The sequence below is a fragment of the Bradyrhizobium sp. Rc2d genome (assembly GCF_900099855.1).
Lineage (GTDB): Bacteria > Pseudomonadota > Alphaproteobacteria > Rhizobiales > Xanthobacteraceae > Bradyrhizobium.
The window spans coordinates 179,237-198,645 of the sequence record NZ_FNCU01000006.1; the positions used below are offsets into that span (position 1 = coordinate 179,237).

General features: G+C 55.7%; 16 protein-coding genes. 7 read left to right on the forward strand and 9 right to left on the reverse strand.

All coding sequences use genetic code 11. From position 1 onward, the window contains the following. Nucleotides 1-162: 162 nt before the first annotated feature. Together BLV07_RS50310 and BLV07_RS11295 are read left to right on the forward strand one after the other, a co-directional pair. A complete protein-coding gene (locus BLV07_RS50310) occupies nt 163-1,986 on the forward strand; it encodes a putative phage tail protein (protein WP_210187794.1) in 1,824 nt (607 codons plus the stop codon). Between the two features lie 39 nt (nt 1,987-2,025). Continuing rightward, complete coding sequence (locus tag BLV07_RS11295) at nt 2,026-3,417, forward strand: hypothetical protein (RefSeq protein ID WP_143035382.1); 1,392 nt, start codon at nt 2,026-2,028, stop codon at nt 3,415-3,417. A gap of 70 nt (nt 3,418-3,487) precedes the next feature. Here the strand turns inward: BLV07_RS11295 and BLV07_RS11300 are convergent, their stop codons facing one another. The 7 genes from BLV07_RS11300 to BLV07_RS11330 form a co-directional block, all read right to left on the reverse strand. After that, nucleotides 3,488-4,765, reverse strand: coding sequence for an MATE family efflux transporter (locus BLV07_RS11300; protein WP_091884502.1), 1,278 nt, complete (start codon nt 4,763-4,765; stop codon nt 3,488-3,490). A 15-nt stretch (nt 4,766-4,780) separates the two neighbouring features. After that, entirely contained in the window at nt 4,781-5,725 is a 945-nt protein-coding gene (locus tag BLV07_RS11305) for an alpha-1,2-fucosyltransferase (RefSeq protein WP_091884506.1), read from the reverse strand. Beyond that, nucleotides 5,709-6,896 carry a glycosyltransferase gene (locus tag BLV07_RS11310; RefSeq protein WP_091884510.1) on the reverse strand — a complete coding sequence of 396 codons (1,188 nt, stop codon included), beginning with the start codon at nt 6,894-6,896 and terminating at the stop codon, nt 5,709-5,711. Before BLV07_RS11310 ends, BLV07_RS11305 begins: the two co-directional genes overlap by 17 nt. Continuing rightward, the gene (locus BLV07_RS11315; protein ID WP_091884515.1) at nt 6,893-7,924 is read right to left on the reverse strand and encodes a glycosyltransferase family 4 protein; all 1,032 of its coding nucleotides are present in this window, start codon (nt 7,922-7,924) and stop codon (nt 6,893-6,895) included. The genes BLV07_RS11310 and BLV07_RS11315 overlap by 4 nt, the downstream gene beginning before the upstream one ends. A gap of 79 nt (nt 7,925-8,003) precedes the next feature. Further along, entirely contained in the window at nt 8,004-8,660 is a 657-nt protein-coding gene (locus tag BLV07_RS11320) for a WcaF family extracellular polysaccharide biosynthesis acetyltransferase (protein WP_349524653.1), read from the reverse strand. Further along, nucleotides 8,584-9,210 carry an O-methyltransferase gene (locus BLV07_RS46060; protein WP_143035383.1) on the reverse strand — a complete coding sequence of 209 codons (627 nt, stop codon included), beginning with the start codon at nt 9,208-9,210 and terminating at the stop codon, nt 8,584-8,586. The genes BLV07_RS11320 and BLV07_RS46060 overlap by 77 nt, the downstream gene beginning before the upstream one ends. A 22-nt stretch (nt 9,211-9,232) precedes the next feature. Beyond that, nucleotides 9,233-10,600 carry an undecaprenyl-phosphate glucose phosphotransferase gene (locus BLV07_RS11330; protein ID WP_091884528.1) on the reverse strand — a complete coding sequence of 456 codons (1,368 nt, stop codon included), beginning with the start codon at nt 10,598-10,600 and terminating at the stop codon, nt 9,233-9,235. Between the two features lie 460 nt (nt 10,601-11,060). Between BLV07_RS11330 and BLV07_RS11335 the strand changes: the two genes are divergently transcribed. The 4 genes from BLV07_RS11335 to BLV07_RS11350 all read left to right on the forward strand — a co-directional run bounded on the left by BLV07_RS11335 (nt 11,061) and on the right by BLV07_RS11350 (nt 15,100). After that, nucleotides 11,061-11,987: an ABC transporter substrate-binding protein gene (locus tag BLV07_RS11335; protein ID WP_244551063.1), complete on the forward strand. Its 927-nt coding sequence runs from the start codon at nt 11,061-11,063 to the stop codon at nt 11,985-11,987. A 209-nt stretch (nt 11,988-12,196) separates the two neighbouring features. After that, nucleotides 12,197-12,469: a hypothetical protein gene (locus BLV07_RS11340; protein WP_244551064.1), complete on the forward strand. Its 273-nt coding sequence runs from the start codon at nt 12,197-12,199 to the stop codon at nt 12,467-12,469. A 287-nt stretch (nt 12,470-12,756) separates the two neighbouring features. Beyond that, nucleotides 12,757-13,731: a GDP-L-fucose synthase family protein gene (locus tag BLV07_RS11345; RefSeq protein WP_091884537.1), complete on the forward strand. Its 975-nt coding sequence runs from the start codon at nt 12,757-12,759 to the stop codon at nt 13,729-13,731. Between the two features lie 61 nt (nt 13,732-13,792). Then, nucleotides 13,793-15,100 (forward strand): WcaI family glycosyltransferase, encoded by a 1,308-nt coding sequence (locus tag BLV07_RS11350; RefSeq protein ID WP_091884541.1) that lies wholly within the window; start codon nt 13,793-13,795, stop codon nt 15,098-15,100. 126 nt (nt 15,101-15,226) lie between these two features. Here BLV07_RS11350 and BLV07_RS11355 read toward each other — a convergent pair whose 3' ends face one another. Together BLV07_RS11355 and BLV07_RS11360 are read right to left on the reverse strand one after the other, a co-directional pair. Beyond that, nucleotides 15,227-17,242: an acyltransferase family protein gene (locus tag BLV07_RS11355; RefSeq protein ID WP_143035384.1), complete on the reverse strand. Its 2,016-nt coding sequence runs from the start codon at nt 17,240-17,242 to the stop codon at nt 15,227-15,229. Between the two features lie 184 nt (nt 17,243-17,426). Beyond that, on the reverse strand, nt 17,427-18,113 hold the full coding sequence (locus tag BLV07_RS11360; protein ID WP_091884551.1) for an FkbM family methyltransferase: 687 nt from the start codon (nt 18,111-18,113) through the stop codon (nt 17,427-17,429). A 440-nt stretch (nt 18,114-18,553) separates the two neighbouring features. On the opposite strand from BLV07_RS11360, the gene BLV07_RS11365 reads away from it, so the two are divergent. Continuing rightward, nucleotides 18,554-19,312 (forward strand): class I SAM-dependent methyltransferase, encoded by a 759-nt coding sequence (locus tag BLV07_RS11365; RefSeq protein ID WP_091884555.1) that lies wholly within the window; start codon nt 18,554-18,556, stop codon nt 19,310-19,312. Nucleotides 19,313-19,409: the final 97 nt, after the last annotated feature.

Consider the following 19,409-nt stretch of genomic DNA (forward strand, 5'->3'; position numbering starts at 1 on the left):
ATAGATGCAACGACGTTATCGTCCAACAGTACGGTAGGGTAGACACAATCTTAGGTACGATGACAGGTGTGAAGACTTTCCGATACTCGGTGTCTCAGAAATAGCATCGTGGTCTGAGGAATGATATCACGTCGCTTCTTTCATCAATTGCTTGGTGGACTGATGCCGGCGATTGCCGGCGATGCGAAGGCAGCGCCTGATCAAAAGCTAGTCATTCTAAATTCCGTCGCAGATTTGCGGTCTACCGCTCCAGCAAAGGAATTGGTCTTTTGCAAAGGGTTCCTTTCGCCCGGGGACGGTGGAGGAGGATTGTTTTTTTGGAGCCCTCAAGATGATCAGCTAGACGACGGCGCCATAGTTGTTTCGCATGATGATCAAAAGGTGGGGCGCTGGGTTCGTGAGTTCACTTCAGGTGAGATAGACGTTCGCTGGTTTGGTGCAAAGGGCGACGGTCGAACAGATGATACCGCTGCATTTGAGCACGCGCGAGACTTTGGAAAACGTAGGGCAAGGAGAGAGCCGCAAGTGGCGACTGACCCACTTGGCTCCGTCAAAATCAAAATACCGGCCGGGACATATTTGATAACGCGGCCCGAAGCTTTGCTTGACCGAGCTTGGCCCACTTCAACTCTAGGATTGTGCTACGAAGGATTAGGTCCGGGGATATCAGCGATTGACTATCGACCTAGTCAACCAGGGTCGCTCTTGTTCAATAATAACGCGGTCCTGTTCCTTCGGCTTTCGGGCATTTTGTTTGCTTGCAACGACGGTGTATCAGTTTTCTACGAAAGTATTTCATCCGGAAAAGCTCAGGATGTTCGCTGCGAAGATGTTGTTTGGAATGGATCATGGTCCACCGGGTTTAAGTTAACGGGGACCAATACTAATAGCGAGTACAAGTGGACCGCCTGCACAATTGCTGGAGGTTGGGATTATTTCTTGGACTTGGATGGTAACGATCAACTCCTGAATTATTGGTTCCATAACTGCAAGTTCTGGGCAACCAGAGGCGGAGGATGGATTCGTGCAAAGCGCGGCGGGCATATTAAAGTCTCTGACTGCGACGTCAGTGGATGGAAGGAAACGCGAGGCCGTGCACTTTTTGCGTTGTTAGGCACTACCCACGCGCGTGGAGTTTGTCACTTTCTCTGCATCGGGTCCCGGTTCGAAATCCAAACGGATTCCACTCCTGTACTTCAGTCTCAGTGGCCTCATGGTGTAATTAGCTTTGTCAACGCGGATTTCGGCTCTCAGGCGCCTTGGAGGTCTCCTGACTACATTGAAGCGCTAATAGAAATCGGAGCAGCAGGGCATGCTATGCTGCGGTGGCAGGATTGCACGCACATAGGGCGGCACTCGTACCGCGCAATCGCAGGTTCGAATCCGAATTCTTTCCGAGAACTGTACAGATATTTGACGGATCCGCTGCGTATTCCGCCGCGCATACTTGCAGACTATACGGGGGGCACACATCTTGCCGTCCGATCATGCGACGAGATGATACTGCTCGACCCCGCTATCATAGGTACTTCTCTTTGTCCCATTATTTCGTTCCACAATTGTAGATCCGAAAGGGTGGTCGGCGGCCAATGGACTTTGCCCTGGAATAGCACTTTGACATGGAGCATGGGGATCCCTGCTATCGTGCCTCAAAGAACCGTGGCATGCCCTCTGAGATCCAACTTGAATTCGAATCCGATTGGAAATTTCCCAGCGCGCGCGCTTATCACGAAAGTTCAGCTTTATGTTTTCAATCAAGGTGCATTTGGTCCAGGAAGCAAAGTGGTCGTCAAAGGTAAGGAGCAGGATGTAATATGTACTTTTGAGGCAAAGGATTCAGTGCAGCATTCCTATTTCCTAGACGACCGAGTTGGCTACCTTGTAGACGGTCCTTCTGGGCTCATAACAGCAACCACGCAGCTTTCCCCTGCTGCTATCTCTGGTGCGGATCCTTGGGGAGTACTGCTTATCGACTTTGTTGGATAGATGTACCCAATGAGCTTGCAGCCCAATTACGGAGCGCGAATGCCGGTCGCCAATAAAGAAATCGACTTGTCTCATACGCTGAACCGTCGTCAGCTTAGTGGGATAGCCGCGCCCGGATACTTGGATCTTCTTCAAGGTCTCTCACTGGGAGGATACGCAGGTTGGAATCTATTCCAGCTAACCGTGGAGAATATTACGGATGATGCCAGCGTGCTGCTCTTGCTGTTGACTGCTGTGCTTAACATTGTTGCCGTAGGGGTGGCCGTCCGCAGGAACAGTCTCAGCTACACGGCCATCTTCTATTTCAACATTGTATTCTTTGTCTTCGCGCCAATAGAACAGATAAGGTGGCAATTTGATCCACTATTAAACAACTTGGATGTGCTTCATCCGGCTCTCGGAGTAACACTCGGTTGGTCTGCGCTGTGCGCGTTATTTCTTGTTGTCAAGCGCCAGGCCCCGATATTGGAGCGGCCAAGTCTGAGCGTAACGGCGCCGAGCAAGCTTGGTCTGCTCTGGTGCGCCAGTTTGGCAGCATCATCTTTAGGTATAAGTGTCTACGGAACGAGCTTGTTCAGCTCGCGCGACGTTGCATCCCAATTGATTACAGAGCGATTCGATCTATCCATTGGACTTATGCTGACAGGAACCGTTTTCCCATTTGCTTTTTACAGTTCACTAGTAGGCTTCCGGCTGTCATGGCATGCGCGCCTTCCGCACTGGAGATTCCTGTTCCTCATCGCCCTAGCGGCGTCACTCCTTCTCAACAACGTTACCATCTTGTCCAGATATCAGTTGGCTGTCTTGATCTTCTTCGGCGTCTTCTTTTGGATGGGGATTCGACCCTGGAGTTCGAGGTTTCTACTGATCGCGCTCGTTGTTGGCACGGTTGCATCACCTCTATTTCATGTCTTTAGGTCAATATATTCTTCTCAACAAAGCTTCGAATATAATTCTTTCTTTTCGACTATGGACTACGATGCATTTTCAATGCTTTGCCATACCATACTTCATGTTCAAAACAGCGGCATCGCCGACGGAGCGAATTTGCTCAGCGGCATTCTGTTTTTTGTCCCCCGTGCCATTTGGATCGACAAGCTCCGGCCGACTCCTTTCTATCTCATGGATTCTCTATCTGCCTACCGTGGCCTATGGAGTTCTAATTTGTCCGAACCTCTAATTGCCGAGGGTTATTTTGGTTTTGGAGCCGTTGGGACGGTTGCTGTTTCGTGCATCTTCCTTGCGCTTGTGAATAGACTCGAGGAGTTCCGAAGTAGGTCACTCAGTTCAGTTTACCTTTTCCGTTTCGCTTTTCCCATCATTGCACTGATGCTCTTGCGCGGTTCTTTGATTGTCGGTGTGTCGATCGTCGTGGGGCATTTGCTGGCGTTGGCAATGACAGTCAGGCTCTCACGCGCTTCAGGCGCCTAAGCAATCTGCGGGAATTGAGGAGGGGCAGTGGGGAAGCCGAGCCTGCCCAACTAACGACATGAATGGGCAATCACGGCCTGCTGCCAGAAGCAATGGGCTTTTCGCGTTGGTGCCGATTTCCAAGAACTAGATCAGAGACGACTACCAGAACTAGTGGAATTCCCGTAGCCAATGCGAGAAAGTCGAGTGCGTTCAAAGGCTCGAATCGCAGGAATCCGATCGTTGCAGTTAACAAGCCCATGCAAACTGATCCAAAGATTCCGACGGCGAGAGACTTTCCCTCGGCAATCGAATAAGTGAACTGGCTGTAGACTTTCTGACAAACGACCGTCCCAAAAAAGAAAGCGAGGCAGATCAAGTGAAAGGCGCTGAAGCGAGGGACGTCCGGAAACAGTGCGGTCAAATAGGGATTTGCTCCGATCGTGAACAACAGAGAAACTAGAATTCCGTACCCAAAGGAAATGGCAGCAACTGATCGCCACGCTTTCGTGCGCTGAATTGTCGTCCAGCTAACCCAGCGGATTGCGATAAAGCTGGTGATCGGGAGCATAATTAGAAGTGCCGGGGAAAGCAGAGTCTGGAAGACGCGGATTAGAGTGCCGTACCAAGCGGCGACGCCGACGGCACCAAGGGCGCCAAGTCCGTAGAGGCTCGCATTGAGCGCGGCGAAGAGTGCTCCGTCGGATAACGTTACGTAGAAGGCAGACCTGAACGTGGCAGCAATACGCTGTGGAGCAGCTACGACTCTGAGATGGTCTCGTTTCCACAAGAGCAAAAGGAACGTGAGGACGCTGGCGACAATGAAAGGAAGCTGCAACGTAAGCGCTGAAGCCAATAGGGCGCCCGGTTCCAAACCTGAATATATGACCCAAACGTACACTATGACTTGAGCGATTGTTTGAAGTATCGCAGTTATGTAGTGCTCGTTATAGGCTGCCCTCAGGTTATCGAAAGTGTTGGTGAATGCCGCAAATATCGGTAAGAGGGCAGCGAATACAAGCGCGGGCGCGCTCGCAGTTCGGCTAGCAATTGCTGCGACAACTATGCCGGATAGGATCGCAGCGATCATCGCGCAACCTACCGCATCCGATATAATCTTTGATTCTTCCGCTTTGTTGTTCGAGCCATGGGCAGCGCTCAGGTGGCGCCTCGAAACAGTGTTAATTCCTCCGAAGAAGAGGGTAAAAGAAGAGCCGAGTGCAAGCATTGACAGGAATTCGCCATACAGTGCAGTTCCGAGGCTCTTGTGAATGAGCGGAAGAATGAACGCAATGTTCAGTACGGCTGGCGACTTTGAAATGACATTGAACGCGATGGAGGCGATCAGACGGAGTCGGTCGGCGGTCATCGGAGAGCTCAAGCGCTACACCGCGTCTGGTTCTAGAGATGTTTCGGTGCCCACAGGCAGATAGTGCATCTTCGCATCGTCCAAGGACGGATTTAGGTTCTGCGTCGGACGAGCCGACCAAATGGCCGGCATATCCCCTAAAAAGGCGGCCCAGCGTGAAAAGGTGGAGTTGGATCCAACCAAGAGAGATGCCGATGACAGAAGGAGAAGATCCCCGATATCCGATCCGGTACGAACGAGTTTCGCTCCGGCGCTGATCAAGTCTGCGAGCTCAGCCTCCCGTCCGTCTGATACAATCAGGATTGGCCGATCAGGAGCGCGTTCTTTGAGCAGTTGAATCAGGTTCACATACCACGAGATGGGAATTCTAGTATTTGCGACCCCGCCGTTCACGGCGGCTACATCTGTAGCCTTGGCAAAATCACCCAATCTGACGTGCACGACGACGTACGGACTGTTTCCCCAAGTAAAGCCAGCCGGAGGTGCCTCTCTTATCATACTGAGAAGCCGGGTTCGAATTGCTGCTCGATCTTCGTGCAGTCCTTTGAAAGTGAAAGACTGAGAGTAGACGAGATTTATTTGTGATGGGGAGATCGACGGGGCGTTCTGTTCGTCTCCGATCGCGACCATGTTCCGTTCAAAAGCTGCCTTTTGCAAAAGCAAGAACTTCTTGAGTCCGGCGATTTCATCCGGCATAGGTCGAAACAAACCGGAGTAGACGCGCTTGCTTGCATCGCCGCGACGGAGAGGGCCCATCTTCAAGGAGAGCCAAGCGGGGTAGATTAGTTTGCCTTCGTGCTTTCTCGCAAGGAGATACGCGTGAAAATACGTGTAGAAGCTATTTCCAAGGCCCTGGCCTGAGAGCCTAACTAAGCCCAGATCCCACTCGCCGCCGAGTATCGGATAGAAGAGCGGTTGAGCAGTTCTAGGGCGTGGTGAGAGGTTACTGCGGGTATTCATTCGAATTTTTGTCCAACTTGGCAGCGCGCGAATCGCGACCTGTGATCGTTGCAGCTCCTCGAAGAATGCCAGCGCCCGCGACAATTGGCGTGAACTCTGCGATCTTGTCTAGACAGGATCGGGCGGTCGCGAGCGAGTCCTTAAACTTTGCCGGAGCGGCTAAGAGCTTCTCGGTAAGGTCCTGTATGTTCTCGTCTTCAAATGAGTGTCCCGTAATGCCGTCAATGATCAGCTCTGGCACACAGCCGCAGCGAAAATTTACGATTGCGGGGCAGCCATAGCTCAAACTCTCGTTGACCACTAGGCCCCAGGGCTCACTCCGGCTCGGAAGAACGAGGCAGGTGGCCTGGTAGTATTCGTCAATCAGTGCCTCGTCGAATTTGGCACCAGCAAACTCCACGGATGACGATATACCTAATTGATCTGCTAGGCGGCGCAACGCATTCTCTTGTGGGCCGCGGCCGACGACCACCAGTGATGCGAAAGGATATTGGGCAACGACTTTCGAGAATGCGAGAAATAGTTGCTCAATGCTCTTTTCGGGAGAGAGCCGTCCTACATACAGGTACCGAGGTCGTTCAGGGCTTGAGGCTGAGGCTGCCCGACGTCTTAGCACGGCTTCCTTGGAATATTCCTGAGGCAGTGCTGCCGCTTGGCGGCGAATGAATATCTTGCCGTTTGGTACGCCGTAGAGTGAGAGGTATTGCTGTGACCGCTGGCCATAGCAAAAGATGCCATCAGCCATCCAGAAGAGTACGCGTTTGGCTAAGCCCCTTAGCGTGGTCTGCGGATTGTCGTAGACGGTCGAATCGCAAAACCAAGCAAAGCGCTTGTGCCGAAGAAAAAGAATAAGAGCCTGTATCCATATCTCTGGTCGCTCATAGCCCGTTAGGATCGTTAAGTCGGCTTCGTCGGCCCATGCACGCCGTGCGAGCTCTCGGACAAGCTTAAATTTAGGGACGCTCGAATAGGCTCCCTTAAACAGCAACTCATAAGGGTACGAATGCCAGTCAGTATCGACGGGTGAAAGGGCAACCCTATCGCTCTCGGTCTCAGCGATCTGATAGATCTTTAAATCGACTCCCGACGCGGCGGTTTGCCGGTAGAGGACTGAGAAGACCGCGGCTTTGTATCGAGCCCACATGATATTGTGGTAAATGACCAATTTCATAGAGAAGACTCATGAATGGGCGATGCTTTCTGCTCAGTTGAAGTCTGGAGAAGACTCCGGGCCGATTCGAGCGCGCCGCGCTGCATATCTCTAAAACTTCGAACAATGGAGCTTCGCTGGTTGAGAATATCGCGCTTCTCCTCCGCGGTGCGCTTGATGTAGCGATAGGCCTCTTTGCAAAAGTCGCTGCCGATGGGAATTGTGAGGCCGTGGGTGCCGATTTGGCTGGCAATGCACCCACGGTCGTATGCAACGATTCTACTGCCTGACGCCAAGGCCTCGAATAGCACGGTTGGTTGCGCTTCGTTTGCATACTCAGTAGGAAAAACAAAGATATCTATTTCACGATAGAAGCTGTCCTTGGTTGTCCCGTAGATGGGACCGATATAGGCCAAGGTTCCGCCCAACTCCGACACGGCGGACGTCACGTTTGCCATGTCTTGTGCGTCGGTGATGGGGCCCGCCAATATTCCCTTCACTTCGATATTTGATCGTCGGAGTAGACGCAGCAATTCGATGAACGTGTAAAGACCTTTTTCCCTTGTCAGGTTGCTAAGCAGCCCTAATCTAAGAGGCTTGGGCTCTGTTGGCACTTCCAAATCAGTGTAGGCGTTCACAAATGCAGCATTTGAGATGATGTTAGCGCTGGCGACGTCTCCGTAGGTGTTTTCAAAACACTTCTGCATCCTAGAACACAGGAAGATGTGACGGATGCGATCGCCGCCTACTCGCATAACTGCGCGCATCAACCGATAAGGCCGATCAACATAACTGAAGCTGTGATGGTGCAGAAAGATCACGTATCCTAATGCACGAGCGGCAACTGCCAGGATCAAGGTGTAGATGAGGCCCCAGTCGCCCTCACACCCCATGTACATGATGCGAGGGTGAGTTCTGTTTCGTATCATTCGCCAGCAGGCGCAAAAGGTCATCCGGCTCTTGTGAATGTGCTTTGCGAGACCATTTCTCCCTCCCGGCGAGATGTTGATGGCCTCAACATCAGCAGTTCGGCCTAGCGTTTCGATCATGCGCGCGGTGATATATGCATAACCTGTTACTGGCGGCGGGATTTGGCCAACAGCAATGAGGTGGGGGCGAATAGGACCGTTAGCCTGAGACACTTCGATGCCCTATAGGTTCGGCAGGGTGGCCGGCGACGATTGCTGCTGGTGCCACCGAATGCAGCACGGTGCTGCGAGCGCCGATGATTGCACCGGCCCCAATTGTCACTCCGGGTGCAATGAAGCAATCAGCAGCGACCCAAGCTTCCCGCTCGATTACGACCGGTTTGGCGACCAGAGGAAAGGTAATATCCTTGTAGTCATGCGTTGCTGCGCAAACGTAAGTGCGTTGAGACACAACTGCATTATCGCCAACGGTGATCGGGCCTAGACTATAGAGTTCTGCGTGATCGCCAACCCAGCAGTGATCGCCGAGTTTTACCTTCCACGGATAGGTAACCCTGACTGTGGATCTTACGAGTACGCCCTTTCCAACTTCGGCGCCAAATGCCCGCAAGAGCCACCGCCGCCAACCGTAGGCTGGTTGAGGTGACCACGCGAAGAGTGTTTGCTGAATTGTTTGCCAAATCAGCACGACTATGCCGGAACGTCCTCTAAAACCAGGCGGTGCTTTGGATCGCGAAAGGTCTTGGTACGTTGGCCGCTGGTCGCTCTTCCGCGCCATTTCAGCACAATTTCGTAAGAACCGACGTCTCGTTTGGATGCAGTACTCCAGGCGCATAGCCGGAGTATTGTTTGACATCGAAATTGGCGGTGCTGAGGGCTGCAGGAATCAAGTCAGTGTTAACATCGGTATTGTCGAGTATCAAAAGGCCGCCTTTCCGCAGCCGAGGTACGCACTCCTCAACGCATCGCCGGCGGTTGATGCCGTCGACGAGAATAATATCGAATGATCCTTCGACTGATTCGATTTGGCGGGCATAGGCCTCGGGATCCGTGCGCAAAACAACTGGCGGACGGCCTTCTGCAGTCAAGATCGCATTTAGTCTCTCGGCCCATCCGGCATTTGACTCTACTGACGCAACAAAGGCCGCCTTGTTTGAGAACCACAATGTTGACATCCCGGCACCATACTCAAAAACGCGTGCGCCGGGCACGCGACTCTCAATGATTGGGAGCGCTTTTCCAACCAGCCAAGGGCGCCTGACGAGGACGCCGAACATCGCCCGGCTTAGCGTGGTGGTTGCCGCATAGGCGACCTCAAACGGATTGACGCACAGGACGCCAGACGCAGTGTGAAAGCGGGACTTGCGGCTTTGATCCGCTCGATAAATGCGCTCAATTAAATTCAAGAAGATCTCCCCCGACGGCGAGTTAGTAGGCCTTGCTCTGCCCGAAAGCGCTCAAGGCTGTTCCGAGAATGATCCTCAGATCTAACCACAAGCTCCAATTATTGATGTACCACAGATCATGCTCCACGCGCTTCTGCATCAGCTCGAGCGTGCGGGTTTCTCCGCGATAACCATTAACCTGGGCCCAGCCGGTGATGCCGGGCTTGACGTGGTGGCGGAAGGCGTAGTTGCCGATGATCTGCTCATATTCGGTGTTGTGGGCGGCCGCGTGCGGGCGGGGGCCGACCAGCGACATGTCGCCCTTGAGCACGTTGAGGAGCTGCGGCAGCTCGTCGATCGAGGTCTTGCGCAGCCATTTGCCGATTGGCGTCACGCGCGGGTCGTTCTTCTGCGCCTGCACGATCGTCGGGCCGTCCTCGAGCACGCGCATGGTGCGGAACTTGAAGATCCTGAACGCGCGCCCGCCAAAGCCGTGGCGGGTCTGGCGGAAGAACACCGGGCCCTTCGAGGTCAGCTTGATCACGATCGCGGTCACCAGCATCACCGGCGCGAACACGAAAAGCGCAAAGCTCGCGCCGACGAGGTCCAGCGCGCGCTTGAGCGCGCGTTCGCGATAAGAGAGCGGGGCGCGGCGCAGCTCGGCGGTGAAGGTGTTGCCGGTGCCTTCAAGCGGATAGCGCAGGAAGCGCGCCGTGTTGGCGTCCGGCACCAGATGCACCGGAACGGGGAGGATCTTCAGCACGTCCAGAATGCTGTCGATCGCATGCTGCCGGCTCCAGTTGATCAGCAGGAAGACGTGCTCGATCCGGTTCTCGCGCGCGTAACTGATCAGCTCCTCGAAGCGCGGCGCCAGCGAAGACAGCAGCAGCGGCGAATCGAGCTCCTTGGGCCGGACCTCCATCACCCGCATCAGGCGGTAGCCGCGCTGGCCGAGGTCGTCGACCGTGTTGGACGAGGTGGCAAGGCCGAACTCGGCGATCAGAAGCGCGCGGCCGTTGGCGAAGGCGCCGGTGCGCAAGGCATGCGCGGTCCAGCGCGCGGCGGCGGTCTTCCAGGCGATGAGGACGGCGAGGCCGATCAGATAGAACGAGATCGTGGTGCCGCGGGAGAATTCGTCGCTGACCTTCATCGTGAAGGCGATCGCCAGCAGCGCGCCGAACAGAAAGGTCCACGTCGTCAGCGTCATCCGGAACGTGCGCGGCAGGTTCGTGATGTTCTTGAGGCGATAGCCCTGCTGCACGATCGTCAGAAGCACGAAATTGATCGCGACAAGCAGGCTCGCCGCCGCATAGACGTCGGCCTTGCCGAGCGTGCCCGCGGTCGCGACATGATAGCCGACCGCGCAGCCGATCCCGCTGACCACGATCAGCGCCGCATCGATCACGGCCATCGAACGTTCCACAACCACAGGGCGCAACCAGCTCGGCGCAAAGCCTGTAGCTGTTGATGCAATTGGCGCGACCACGCCAATTTCCCCCGCCGAATCAGCGACGGGCACCGGTCGCGTGGAAAGAATAGTCATCCTGCCAAACCCATTGACGCAATATTCATTGCCCGAACGCGCCGTGCTATCGGTCAAAATCGCTGTTAGAACAAGGCGAAGGAAAAATTAACCTTACCCCACAAGCTGTATTGTAGCCCATCTCGCCTCGTGACTGATATGTTAAATTTCACAACCCGTTAGGAAGTTCTCGTTGCCTCGAACCCAGTCCCGGCGGCGACCTCGGCCGAGAGGGAAGCGGTACCTCGCCATTGGCCTTGCAGTCGTCGCGTTGGTAGGAATCGTGCTCCTCGTTCTCCGTCCCGATGGGGCGCCCATGCGAGCTCCGACAGCTTCCAGGGCCGCCGCAGTGAAGCTTCTCCTGGACGGGCCATATGGCGCGCGGTTTGCCGGCGAACTCGCTGCATCCAGACAGGGATACTTCTCCTCCCGCATTGAGATGTCGGCCCAGCCTGAAGACCCTGACTTCGTCCAAACCATTGCACGCCAACATGCCATCGGCGTGACGAGCGGCCAGAAGTTCTTGCTGGCGAGCTGGCGTGGCGTGCCCGTGACCGCGTTTGCTGCGAGCTTTCTCGATACTTCTGTCGCGATTTTCACGCTCGAAGCCTCGGGATTGCGGCGACCGGCTGATCTGGTCGGAAAGCGGGTCGGATACCGCAGGGCGAGTGAGGGAGACGTCGTTTTCGATGCCATGATGGCGCAGCTCGGGCTTCCCCGGAGCCAGATCACCAAGGTCCCAGGCCGCGACAGCTTCGAGGCTCTGCGGGCCGGGGAGGTGGATGCGATCATCACCGCAATCGACGAGCAACCCGATCCCTCCAGTTCGGCTTTCGTGAAGCTGAATGTCATCAAGCCGCAAGACTACGGCATCCATGTCCCTGGCTTGGTCTACTTCGCGAGCAATGGTCTCGTCCATGAACAGCCATCCATGATTGCCGACATCCTTCAGGGCCTCATTCGAGGATGGCAATTTACCTACGCGGACTATGCACGGAGCGTGCCCGTTCTCGCCGGCGCCGGCCCGACCAGGCTGAGCTCTGAGCGGCTGAAATTCGAGCTGCAGCAGCAGCGGCCGTTGGTGCTGCCGACGGGCGGTCGTATTGGCGACTACGACGAAAGCCGCTGGCGGACGCTCCGGGATATTCTCATTTTCGCCAAGCTCGGCGAGGAAGACGTGCCGCTGGCTCAGACGGTCAACTACCAGTTCCTTCGGGATGTGTACCGCCGTTCACCCGACCTCGCTGCCCCGGGCGCCTGGAGCGAGGAAAAGTAGGACCAAGAAGCCACACCTGTGCGCCATATCGACCCAAAAGGCCGTTGGCCGCCGTGGCATCGGTTGCTTTTCTACCGATCGCCTTGGTAAAGTTCGGTTCACTATTTGGGCTAGTCGCGGAGTGGTTTACGACCTGTGAAGTCGGTTGGCTGGGGTCTGACGGGCGCGGGGCGGGGGATCAAATCCGTAGGGGCGAGGAGCTTTTTGGGATGTTTAAGACGTTGATGCGAGCAGGTCTTTTGGCCGCGATTGTTTCCCTCGGCGCAGCGAGCGGAGCAAGCGCCGCGATGCAAATGCCCGCACCGGCAGCCCTGCTCACGGGCGAGAGCCAGGTGACGCCCGTTACGTTCTGGGCGCAGCCGTACCCGTACCGCTATGTGCCGGTGCGCCGTTGCCCCCTGGTGCGGGTCGAGACGCCCTATGGCTGGTACATGGACCGCGTTTGCGCGCCTGTCGGCCCTGTCCTCCGTCGGGCATACTAAGCTTGGGCTGAACAAGCGGCGGCCGCCGTTTCTTGCAAAGATTTAAAGGCAGCCGCACAGCTCATGCGGCTGCCTTGCTCGTTTTTGTTTCGCAGAGTGCTGCTCTTTTGTGCGCGCAGCGCAGGTTCACCATGAATATCTTTGTTGGGCCGGGATAGGCTTTCGCATGGTGAAGATTGTGTTACCGGATTGACGGGGCTGCATCGGCAGCGTGATTGTTTAAGGCGGCGGTGGCTGGATCTCCTGGGAGTGGTGATCCGGCCAATCGGCCGCTGTTAGAGGATACGATGACAGGGGTTTCAACCTACGATCTCACGGGCAAACGTGTCTTTGTCGCGGGTCACCGCGGCATGGTCGGATCAGCTGTCGTCCGAAGGCTTGCATCAGAGAATTGCACTGTGCTGACGGCCGACCGGCGTGAACTGGACCTCACAAAGGAAGAGCCCACGCTGAAATGGCTTCAGGCCAATCGTCCCGACGTTGTGGTGCACGCCGCTGCAAAGGTCGGCGGTATCGCAGCCAACAACAGTTTCCCGGTCGACTTTCTCTGCGACAATCTTGCGGTGGAATTGAACGTCATCCGCGCAAGTCACGCGGTTGGCGTGCAGCGCCTGTTGTTCCTCGGCTCATCCTGTATCTATCCCAAGCACGCCAAGCAGCCGATCGCCGAAAGCGAATTGCTGACGGGGCCGCTTGAGCCGACCAACGAATGGTATGCGATCGCCAAGATTGCCGGCCTCAAGATGTGCCAGGCGTATCGGCGGCAATATGGCGATGATTTCATCTCGGTGATGCCGACCAATCTCTACGGCCGCGGCGACAACTATCATCCGGACCATAGTCACGTCCCTGCAGCGCTGATCCGGCGCTTCCACGAAGCCAAGATCGCCAATGCGCCGAGCGTCTCCGTATGGGGCACCGGCACGCCGCTCCGCGAATTTCTCAACGTTGATGATTTCGCCGATGCCTGCGTTTTCCTTCTGAAGAATTATTCGAGCGACCTGCCGATAAACGTCGGTAGTGGTGATGAGTTATCGATCGCCGACTTCGCGGCGGCCGTCGCGGAAGTCGTGGGCTATGGAGGCAGGCTCGCGTTCGATACCTCCAAGCCTGACGGAACGCCACGTAAGCTGCTGGATAGCTCGAGAATTCGAGGTCTTGGTTGGCGACCGAACGTTGCTCTGCGGGCCGGCCTCGCGGCCGCATACGCAGATTTCTTGGAAGGCTACGGACGTCATCTGGAAGTCAGCACAACGCGCTGAGTAGACGACTTAGACTACAACAAAGCTTTTTTATTCTGAACTTTGACTTGGGCGGGGCTTTATGCGTGTTCTCTTGGTGGGCATCAACTATGCCCCAGATCTGATCGGCGTTGCGAAATACAACGCCGAGCTCTGCGAAAGTTTGGCAGCCGACGGTCATGAAGTTCGAGTCATTACGGCGCCTCCCTATTATCCGGCCTGGAAGATCCCCTCCGCGTTCAAATCGTCGTACTTCAGACCGAGAGATGTTGGCGGTGTTCGAGTAACACGTGCGCCGATTTACGTGCCCGGACATCCCTCGGGCGCTAAACGGCTGGTCCATCATGCTTCGTTCGCGCTCACAAGCGCGGCGCCGGTCCTCTTCGAGGCGCTATCCTGGCGACCAGACGTTATGATCGCTGTCGCGCCATCGCTGATGTCGGCTGCCTTCGTCTCGTTCGTCGCTCGTCGCGTCGGTGCCAAATCATGGCTTCATGTGCAGGACTTCGAGGTGGACGCGGCATTCGATCTTGGTCTGCTGCGCAACCATTCACTGCGCAAGTGGATGTTGAGAACGGAAGCTGCAATCCTCAAATCATTCGATCGCGTCTCAACTATTTCTGAGGCGATGCTGCTGCGCCTGGTAATCAAGGGGCTAGCGCCCAACAAAGCGCTTGAGGTCAGAAACTGGATTGATACCAGCGCGGTCTGCCCCGGATCACGAATGACAAAATACCGCCGGCAGTTAAACCTTGGCGAGGGCGATATTGTTGCGCTCTACTCTGGAACGATGTCGAACAAGCAGGGGCTCGATCTCGTAATCGAGGCTGCGGTCAGCTTGGAGCAAAGCCGTCCAAATGTTCACTTTATTCTTGCTGGCGAGGGACCGCACAAAACGAGGCTCGAGCAGATGGGCGCCGGACATTCCAACATCCATTTTTTCGGACTTCAGCCCAACGAGAGCTTCAACGAATTGATGGCGACGGCCGATTTTCATCTCATTCCGCAGAAGGCCGAGGCGGCCGATCTGGTGTTGCCCTCGAAACTTGGTGCGATCTTCGCGTCCGCGCGGCCGGTCATAGCGATGGCCGAAGAAGGTACCGGGCTGGCGGCGGAAGTGACCGGCGCCGGTCTCGTGATTCCGGCGGGAGATTTGTCCGCTCTGGAAGTTGCGATCTGCCAGCTCAGTGAGTCGCCCGCACTCCGCCGGCGTTACGGCGATGAAGGACGAAAGCGCGCCCTCGAGCGATGGGATCGGTGGGCCATCGTTCGGCGGTGGGCGGAAGTCATGGCAGGCGAGTCCAACTCAACTGGGAAAGAGGAAAGCGGCTCGGCAGGCGCTAACGACAACGTTGCATTGCCGGTGGAGGATGCGGTTCGGGTGCCCTGAGGTGCCTAGCCTCAACCAGCTGCGCTGCGATAGTTTTGTCGACCGAGACTAGCCGGAAGTAAGTGCCGCGATGAGCGCTCACACCCGAGTCTCGCTCGCTGCGATGCTTGACCGATACGATTTTCCTCAGAGGGCGGCTGTTAGTTCTGCGGCGAGACGATCCATAAGCACTAGTGTGAAATCGACTGTGAGATGGTTTGCGTCTCTATAGACAACGACGCCGTCGCGAATGGCCGGACATACCAAGCCTGTGCAGATCGACGATGTTAGGTCGATCATGCGCGCGTTGTTGATGGACGAGACGGCACGTTGCTCTGCTTCGAACACCTCGTTGCTTGTAGTGAGCGAAAGACTGCGACTGCAGGTGCTAAATGGTAAGCGCCGCCATTCCGCCCGAGCAAGACAATTGCCGACCGGGTGGTAAGGAGTGGGATTGTCGCCGATCACAATGAGCTTGGCGTTGACCGGTTCGAGTTCCTTGAGCGCTCCAAATAATCCACGCTCCCAGGTCTCAATGCTCACTGCGTGAGGTCCCAGATTGGTGAATGGTCCCTTGACGTTTCCGCTCGAAAACTGCGTCAACAGTATCGCGTCAGGGCTATCTTGAGTTTTTATCATCGCGATTGCCTGCTCGCGCCAGCTTGCGCACTGGGGCGAAAGCCGACGAAGTCGCAAACTGTATACCTCGGAAACCGGGATATCGGCGATAGGACACGAGGCCTTCAGGTAGGTAATAAGCCGCCATCCTCTCTGTTCGGCAATAGCCGCGAGCGCGGTCGTCCATTGATCGGCGTGAGAATCTCCCAACAGCACAATTGTCTTTGTATAGCTAGATGGGCCGAACACGCAGCGGATGGGACTTTGTGTGGTGAACCCGGCCAGACAACCACTCTCGCTCGAGAGCGAATATTTCGAAGTCGAAGCAACTATCTTCGCTTGCGCGCCATTCGTGACGTACTGCGCAATGGCGAACGAAAGGATGCCGGCAACCGTGGCGGCTATCGTAACGGCGCCACCCATGACTATTGATCGTACAGATCGTTGTGCCAGCCAGTGACTAGCTCTGATGGGGTATTCGAGCCAGGCGAGGCTGAGCGACGAGAGAACGATTGTCATGGCAAAGAAAAGGCAATTGGCGAGTGCCGTGCTGCCAACAAGCACCGTACCAAGAACTGCAATCGGCCAATGCCAGAGGTAAATGGCATAAGACCGGGCACCGAAGAACTGAAACGGATGCGTCCTGAGCAAAGCCGACGGCCCAGCAGCATTGTTCCCCGTGAGCAGCAGCAGTGCTGTAGCTGCCACTGGAACAACGGCAACGACTCCCGGGAACGCCATGAAGCCGTCGATAGCAAAGAATGACAGGATGAGAAGTGCGAATGACAACCATCCAACGATTGAACTCGAGCCAGGCTGCTTTGCCCAGCGCTCGAAGGGTCTTGTTGCGATCAGAGCTCCTGCTCCAAACTCCCACGCCCGAGGGGGCGCGAGATAGAACGCCCAAGCTTGCTTGCCGTAGGTCAGGTAGATGCAGCCAGCGAACGATCCGAACACTACGATCAGCAAAGCTAGCAGGATGATCTTTTGGCTGAAGCGACCGACAATGAGGAGAAACGCGGGCCAGACCAAGTAAAATTGTTCCTCGACTGAAAGTGACCACGTATGAAGGAAGGGATTGAGCGAACTTTCGGGGGCGAAATAGTTCATGGATTGGCGGAGGAGCCAAACATTGGCGGCATACAGCGCTGAAGCTGCGGCCGACTTGGCCATCTCCTTCTGTTCAAAGGGCGCCAGCACGAAGTATCCGATGATCAAGGTCGCTAGCGTGACCGCGAAGGCGGCAGGCAACAGTCTCTTAGCCCTGCGACCATAGAAGCCAAGAAAATCAACTTTCCCGGTCGCGGCTATCTCCCGAAGCAAAAGTTGCGTGATCAGGAAGCCGGATATGACGAAGAACACGTCTACACCGACAAATCCGCCGGTTAAGCCCGGAACTCCGTAATGAAAGGCGACCACCGATAGAACTGCGATCGCCCTCAGCCCCTCGACATCAGCTCTGAAATGGGTCGCCGCTCGCGATACGGGCTGCATGTCTATTGCTGTGCACATTGCATCTAGAAACGCGCGAACAATCAGTACCACGCATTTCGTTCGGGGAGTTTGTCCGTTTTCGGCTGTTCGTGGGGCGGCGGCGAGGCAAGGGCTAGTGTCGGCGGATACGCGAAGGAGAAGTCGGACCTGACCCGCCAGGCGCGGAGAAGTAATCTGCAGATAATATCCGCTCGGACCAAAGCCGGCAGGTTGGCGTTATTCGGTGACCTCAGCCTTAGACGCGTTCGAACAAGATGTCGAAATAGGCGCCACCAGATGCGCGCTTCGCAAACCGGTCCTCGCGCCTCACCTGAAAGCCAAAAGCTTTCAGATAAGAGCGTATTTGATCAACGGTCGCACAATTCCGGTATGACTCGAAGTCCGCCGCTTCGGCCTTGATGAATCTGAATTGCCGCAAGATGTCTTGCGCACCTCGCAGAACCAGCAACTCCGAGCCCTGGGTGTCCAACACAAGGGCATTGTATTGTCCGGGATCGACCTGCCACATTTCAAGAGCCGTTTTCAACGTCGAAGAACGAATCGCTATGTCGCGGACAAAGTGCACATCCGGCCAAATGTCCTTGTGGTCATGCAAATCCAGAATGGACGATGACAGGCCATCATTGTTCGAGATATGGAAAGTATAGGGCTTGCCATCAGTATCGGCGATCAGCGCGTTGATTGCCCGCTGGTCAGGAAGCGCGCGGATGTTTTGTCGAAGCATTTCAAATTGCTCCGGGACAGGTTCTATCCACGCCACCTTGAGCTTATGTCGGGCATAGAGCTCTCGTTCTTGGCCAGCATTTGCCCCGACATGAATCACGCCGGAACATAGTTCAAGATAGGAGTCGGGATCGCCGTAAAGGCGGCGGGAAATGTAGCGGCGCAATCGGCCGGCAAAACGTAGCGGCGCTGTGAGCATAATGAGTTCGCCTGTGCTTGTCGCCTGAACAGCCCACCCGGCAATTTGACCTCCACACGAAGGGAGGTCAACCCGCTCTATGCTAAGCACGCCAGTGTTCCGTTGGAAACAATGGCGGCAAAGCGGCGACGCATTCGACGAAATACGCGATGTTGCCCAGGTGCTTCAAAGTCGGTGAAAGATCAATTGAAGAAGGGAGGAAGGCCTTTTCCGAAAGCACCCGAACGTAATGCCGCGATAGAGCCCGCGTTATTGCAGCGCCCGAAATTGAGAGTGGCGATCCGCGAGCCGAGGTCGCGTACCACAAATGTGGCAGTGCGGAACTCAATCGCACACGTCACATTTTTGCTGCGAACTCCAATGAGTGACGGGCTTGACGTTATGCGCCGGCATGGCGCAGCCTTGGTTGTCCGGTGGGTTGGGTGTCCGGAGGTGTCGATATGGAGAAGTCTGTCGCTGAGCACTACGGTGCGCAGTTCTTTAAGGAGCAGTCAGGCGGGTCGTTCGAATCTGCGTCGGTGATCGTCCCGCTGGTGCTTCGACTTTTCAAAGTCAATTCGGTCGTTGACGTCGGCTGCGGTGTCGGCGCCTGGCTGCACGAATTCGCTACGAACGGTGTGAGCGATTATCTCGGAATTGACGGCGACTATGTGCCTCGTGATCAGCTCAGAATTCCGTCGGAAAGGTTCAGATCCATGGACCTTCGATCCATCACCGATATCGGCCGCAAATTCGATTTGGCGTGTTCGTTAGAAGTGGCCGAGCATTTGCCCGAGAGTTGCGCGAATGAGTTCGTTTCCGCGCTCGTGGCCGCTGCACCAATCGTGCTGTTCTCTGCTGCAGTCAAAGGGCAAGGCGGTAGAAACCACCTGAATGAGCAGTGGCCATCCTACTGGGCAGAACGTTTCAGCCGCCATGGTTACAGCGCCTTCGATTGCGTCCGACCGCAGATATATGACGACAGCCGAATTCGGCCTTGGTATCGACAGAACCTTCTCGTTTTTTGTCGCGGCGATTGTTGTCCCGAGGGTTTTTCGTCGCTAACCAGCCCCTTCGATCTGGATCGTGTCTTGCCCGACTACTTTGAGTATAAGGTCCAGGAAGTCACCGAAGGCAAGAGTGCGGCGATAGCGGCAAGACATCTCCTTGGAAACCTTGGGGTCTTGGCAAGAGCAGCGAGACGTCGGTCCGGTATCTAACGCCTCATTCCCCGCTGCCGGTGGAAGATGCGGTTCGCTTGCCCTAAAGAGGGATGACACCGATGACGTCGCGCTTGGGCAAGAGCAGCCACCAGTA

Bases quoted from the DNA above. Each gene is read 5' to 3' on its own strand.
- BLV07_RS11305 (WP_091884506.1), bottom strand. From the start codon at position 5,725: ATGAATACCCGCAGTAACCTCTCACCACGCCCTAGAACTGCTCAACCG.
- BLV07_RS11340 (WP_244551064.1), top strand. From the start codon at position 12,197: ATGTTTAAGACGTTGATGCGAGCAGGTCTTTTGGCCGCGATTGTTTCC.
- BLV07_RS50310 (WP_210187794.1), top strand. From the start codon at position 163: ATGCCGGCGATTGCCGGCGATGCGAAGGCAGCGCCTGATCAAAAGCTA.
- BLV07_RS11310 (WP_091884510.1), bottom strand. From the start codon at position 6,896: ATGAAATTGGTCATTTACCACAATATCATGTGGGCTCGATACAAAGCC.
- BLV07_RS11365 (WP_091884555.1), top strand. From the start codon at position 18,554: ATGGAGAAGTCTGTCGCTGAGCACTACGGTGCGCAGTTCTTTAAGGAG.
- BLV07_RS11360 (WP_091884551.1), bottom strand. From the start codon at position 18,113: ATGCTCACAGCGCCGCTACGTTTTGCCGGCCGATTGCGCCGCTACATT.
- BLV07_RS11330 (WP_091884528.1), bottom strand. From the start codon at position 10,600: ATGGCCGTGATCGATGCGGCGCTGATCGTGGTCAGCGGGATCGGCTGC.
- BLV07_RS11295 (WP_143035382.1), top strand. From the start codon at position 2,026: ATGCCGGTCGCCAATAAAGAAATCGACTTGTCTCATACGCTGAACCGT.
- BLV07_RS11350 (WP_091884541.1), top strand. From the start codon at position 13,793: ATGCGTGTTCTCTTGGTGGGCATCAACTATGCCCCAGATCTGATCGGC.
- BLV07_RS11320 (WP_349524653.1), bottom strand. From the start codon at position 8,660: ATGTCAAACAATACTCCGGCTATGCGCCTGGAGTACTGCATCCAAACG.
- BLV07_RS11315 (WP_091884515.1), bottom strand. From the start codon at position 7,924: ATGATCGAAACGCTAGGCCGAACTGCTGATGTTGAGGCCATCAACATC.
- BLV07_RS11345 (WP_091884537.1), top strand. From the start codon at position 12,757: ATGACAGGGGTTTCAACCTACGATCTCACGGGCAAACGTGTCTTTGTC.
- BLV07_RS11300 (WP_091884502.1), bottom strand. From the start codon at position 4,765: ATGACCGCCGACCGACTCCGTCTGATCGCCTCCATCGCGTTCAATGTC.